This is a genomic window from Pseudomonas sp. UBA3149, from assembly GCF_002364655.1.
Taxonomy (GTDB): domain Bacteria; phylum Pseudomonadota; class Gammaproteobacteria; order Pseudomonadales; family Pseudomonadaceae; genus Chryseomonas; species Chryseomonas luteola.
The window spans coordinates 1-3,777 of the sequence record NZ_DEYV01000018.1 but is presented as its reverse complement, the minus strand read 5'-3'; the positions used below and the strand labels follow the sequence as shown (position 1 = coordinate 3,777).

At 52.1% G+C, this 3,777-nt stretch carries 9 protein-coding genes; 8 read left to right on the top strand and 1 reads right to left on the bottom strand.

Annotated features, from left to right (window positions below):
* Positions 1-53: 53 nt before the first annotated feature.
* The gene (locus B3729_RS12440) at positions 54-701 is read right to left on the bottom strand and encodes a hypothetical protein (protein ID WP_286788058.1); all 648 of its coding nucleotides are present in this window, start codon (positions 699-701) and stop codon (positions 54-56) included.
* Between the two features lie 105 nt (positions 702-806).
* Between B3729_RS12440 and B3729_RS12435 the strand changes: the two genes are divergently transcribed.
* The 8 genes from B3729_RS12435 to B3729_RS12400 all read left to right on the top strand — a co-directional run bounded on the left by B3729_RS12435 (position 807) and on the right by B3729_RS12400 (position 3,774).
* A complete protein-coding gene (locus B3729_RS12435; protein ID WP_019364527.1) occupies positions 807-1,184 on the top strand; it encodes a hypothetical protein in 378 nt (125 codons plus the stop codon).
* 4 nt (positions 1,185-1,188) lie between these two features.
* On the top strand, positions 1,189-1,452 hold the full coding sequence (locus B3729_RS12430; RefSeq protein ID WP_019364528.1) for a hypothetical protein: 264 nt from the start codon (positions 1,189-1,191) through the stop codon (positions 1,450-1,452).
* Between the two features lie 47 nt (positions 1,453-1,499).
* Positions 1,500-1,655: a hypothetical protein gene (locus tag B3729_RS12425; RefSeq protein ID WP_019364529.1), complete on the top strand. Its 156-nt coding sequence runs from the start codon at positions 1,500-1,502 to the stop codon at positions 1,653-1,655.
* The gene (locus tag B3729_RS12420) at positions 1,643-2,119 is read left to right on the top strand and encodes a DUF4326 domain-containing protein (RefSeq protein ID WP_202801401.1); all 477 of its coding nucleotides are present in this window, start codon (positions 1,643-1,645) and stop codon (positions 2,117-2,119) included. The genes B3729_RS12425 and B3729_RS12420 overlap by 13 nt, the downstream gene beginning before the upstream one ends.
* A 69-nt stretch (positions 2,120-2,188) precedes the next feature.
* Positions 2,189-2,608 (top strand): hypothetical protein, encoded by a 420-nt coding sequence (locus B3729_RS12415; RefSeq protein ID WP_019364531.1) that lies wholly within the window; start codon positions 2,189-2,191, stop codon positions 2,606-2,608.
* Between the two features lie 47 nt (positions 2,609-2,655).
* Positions 2,656-2,838: a hypothetical protein gene (locus B3729_RS12410; protein WP_019364532.1), complete on the top strand. Its 183-nt coding sequence runs from the start codon at positions 2,656-2,658 to the stop codon at positions 2,836-2,838.
* A 163-nt stretch (positions 2,839-3,001) separates the two neighbouring features.
* Positions 3,002-3,304 (top strand): hypothetical protein, encoded by a 303-nt coding sequence (locus B3729_RS12405; RefSeq protein WP_019364533.1) that lies wholly within the window; start codon positions 3,002-3,004, stop codon positions 3,302-3,304.
* 65 nt (positions 3,305-3,369) lie between these two features.
* Complete coding sequence (locus B3729_RS12400) at positions 3,370-3,774, top strand: hypothetical protein (protein ID WP_239382982.1); 405 nt, start codon at positions 3,370-3,372, stop codon at positions 3,772-3,774.
* The last annotated feature ends 3 nt before the right edge of the window (positions 3,775-3,777 follow it).

Here is a 3,777-nt window from a genome sequence, read left to right as displayed (position 1 = left end):
GTCATGTCTGCCTCCGCTTGCCACAACGGCATTAGGCTAACAAACGCGACTTTTCAGACAAACCCTAAGATACGGTAAAGGCCAAGGCGTAAGGACTTCACGCAATCACCGCCTTTTGTGCACACTACGAAATTAGATGTACACACCGTTAGGCGCAGGCCAAATAACCACTGGTTTTTCAAACCAGATGTCAGTTTATTGCGTGTCGTCTCAGTTAACCTGTGCGATTGATACTCCAGAATTAGTCTGGCACGTTCATAGTAAAGGGCGTTGACTTTTGATAGTAACGTTACAGCACGATAGATGAGCTCATTAGCTATCCAATCCAGCTGGATAGCATTATCCGCCGTTTTGGTCATTACGCTGTTCAGGTAATAAAATTGCTCTCCGTCTTCGATACGGCTATGGGCCGAACCTGTCTTCAACGCACCTACCTCAGCATCACGCATACCAGTAAAAGCTAGGATTAGAGTATATGTGTGTCGTTTCAGGTCTCTAAAGTAACTATAAAGCGTTTCTTTTAGTTGCTTTACCAAGTCATGCTCGGCTGAAGAAATAATGTGCTTAAGCGTCTTACAATTTCCCTTGATAATTGCGTGATGCGTCTGACGAAAAGCTTTCGAAAAGTCCTCAAACCGGTTTTCTGCATTTTCTAAATAGGCATCACAGGATTTGGATGTTAGGTTCGATTGAGTCTGCAAAATTGAGAGCAATCCATACCTATCCAAGAATCGTGTGAGTGCTGTGGTGACAACCTGAAAGCAGGGCAAACGGGCGAGTGCGACTTTTGCCGTGATGAGGGGCTTTTGATCGATCTGTGCGGTGGCCTTGATACCCAGGCTTACCAGCTGATCGAGGAGAAACGACGCACTGGAGATGATGCCTGCTTTAATCCAGTAACGACCGCCAAGCAGGTGCGGTTTGATATCAGCAAGGCGACTCCCAAGCTGCTTGAGAGGTCTGCTGCCATGTCCGATATGGACGAAGCATTGATCGCCATCCAGTCGGCATGTGGGATAGAAACCGGCGATCTGGCAGGCCTGTTTTTCAGTGGAGAGCAGTGGTCCGAAACCACGGGTACTGACTGGGTGGATCGAGGTGAGGCTGAACGGTTACAGTTACTGCACGACTACCTTGCGTTTGAGCAGAAGTTTCGCGCGGCCTTCTCAGCTACGTCGGAGTAGAACCATGCAAACGCTTAAGACAGTCAATCAGGAAACTACTTGGCTACATTTTTCTGGCGTCAGTACTACCTACCATTTGGATTGGCATCGCAACGGCTTGCGAGTAGTTGTTCTGGAGCTGGAAGGTCTGCCAACAGTGGCTCAATTAATTGAGGGAGAAAGTCTTGCCCAAAACTTCACTGTACTGTGTACGCTCAAGGAATACTCTAGCTCAGGTAGTGGGTGCGCTTTTAACCAGCAAGATCACAAAGGTGAACCCAATGGATAGCTCATGGGTTCAACGGTGCCTTTGAGGCAGCAGCAGAGCACTACTGCATGGTGTACAACCTGAACGACCGGGAGCAAGAAATCGTTCTTGCAAAAAAGCCCAGTCGGGACCTGTTTGTACATACGCTACGGCTGGGACTACTCAAGCGCGGCCATATCATCACTGCTGCCGAGGTTGCTAGAAAGCTGGAGTGTTCATCCTGATGGGGCATATCTGCGGAAAGCTCGGCCCACATTGCGCTGAATGCGGAGATGTCGGGACAAACCTGTGCGATTACGTGGTTGGCGCGCGTAGCAAGACCTGTGATCGGCCACTATGCGACTATTGTGCTCAAGAAGTCGGCGATAACCTCCACTACTGCGCTGAGCATCATGCGCTGGTGACCATGAATGACTTGCCTGCGCGCATTCAGTTACGTCGCATCAAGGGCTGGCGCTTGCCAGAAGGCGCTGTACGTGTTGCCAGACCGGGCAAGTGGGGAAACCCCTTTAGTGTTGCCGAGCATGGTCGTGAGCAGGCCATAGCGCTGTTTTCAGCGTATCTGGATCAGCAGCTGGCGGCGGGTGCCCTTGATATAACGGAGCTGCGTGGCAAGGCTCTGGCCTGTTGGTGTCGCCTGGACGAACCCTGCCATGCAGATGTTCTGATCAAACGCGCCAATATCTGACACTCAAGCCCTTGCATCCCGCAATTCCCATGAGAGAGTGAAAGTGTCTTCCACTTTCAGGACTTTCCCATGAATACGAAGCAGCTCGTGATTATCTACATCGCGTCCCTAAGCGTGACCTGGTGCCTGGGCCACATGCTGGGTATCTACGCCTCCATCAATCCGATGATTGTTCTTCTGATGGTAAGCCTGTTGCTGGCGCTGGGTTGGCTCGTCACGCAGCTGATCAGCGAAAAGGAGGAGCCAATAACGCAAAGGGCTCCAGCTCAGCCCGCAACGAGTCAGCGCAAGAACACTTTCCGCGCCAGTAGCTATACCTCTCGCAATTACGCATCTCAATCAGGTAGCTCCTCAAACAGCAGCGGAGCCGATCTCACGACCCTCGCTACGCTGGCGATACTGAGCAATACCGACACGGGGCCTACCTGTACCGGGGGCGTCAGTGATTCAGGTAGTTCCTGTGGTGACAGTGGCAGTGGTGGCGACTGATCAGAGCGAGTCCTGCCAATCCTTCCATATGCCACGAGGACATAAAAGTGAGTGAATATTTTGAATGGGAAGAAGCTGTCGTTGAGCAGGTCGCAACTGCACTGGATGTAGGCCATTCGAATGCTTCGGCCATCGTAGAGGCTCAGCTGTTCAGGTTGCAGCAGGCATGGAGCATGGGCATGGATGCAGAGCAGGCGGCGAGAATCGTCGTGGAGTCTAGCGCTGCGTAGGGATTAAGGAATCGAGCTGGACTCGTGTAGGCCCGCTCGATCACAGCTATGTGATTTGACGGTGCACCTTGGTGCACCTAAGATCCATTTCGAAGATCTGCATAACCTGTACTGCCCTGAAGAAGCCGGCATCCCATGCACGGCATGCACAGAGGACAAAACAATGAAAGCAGCAACTGTTCGTCTTAATGTTCTATCTGATTCTATCGGCTCTGAGTGGAGTGATATCGATGCCGCAGGCGAGGCCTATGCTTCCCTCCTCGAATCCAGATTGCAGCAGTCGGCAGGCGAGGCGGGATTCGCTACCGACGACATCTCTGTAACCTACCATCACAGCCTGGCTGGCTATTCCAGTGATTCTGTATGGGCTGATCAGCTTGAAGCTGAAGAGCAGCTCCGGGAAATCGTGCGCAATACCCGAGAATCTGCCTGGATAGAGTTCTGCGAATCCAACAGCACATTGTAATCACCTTCATGTAATCACCTTCACCGGCCACAGTGCCGAGAATTCTTTCGTAAGAAGGCAGCACCATGTCCAAGAAAGCTGGAATTCACATAGGTCCCCAGCTGGACGCCGTTATTGGCGTTACAGGCGACAAGGCGGGCATCACGACGAGCAGGCGCGTCAACGTGATTGGCGACCGCTATGCAGAAATCCTGCGCCGTGAACGCATTGAAAAGCTGTTTAGCGATGCTGAGTGGAATGCTCTAGGGGATTTGCTTGGGGGTGTTTGCAGCGAACCGGCTGCGCTGATCCGTGGCAGCCTGTCCATGGGGTGGGAAGACGCGATTGAGGATGGCCTGGCGGATAAATGGGACGTTGATCCTGTAGGGATGAGTCGCAAGCTTGCCGAGCTTAACTATCTGCAGGAAGTGTGTGTAATCGAAGCGGTTGAGCGCTGGTGGCGGAATCAGGACAATGCCGGCACCGCTTGATCT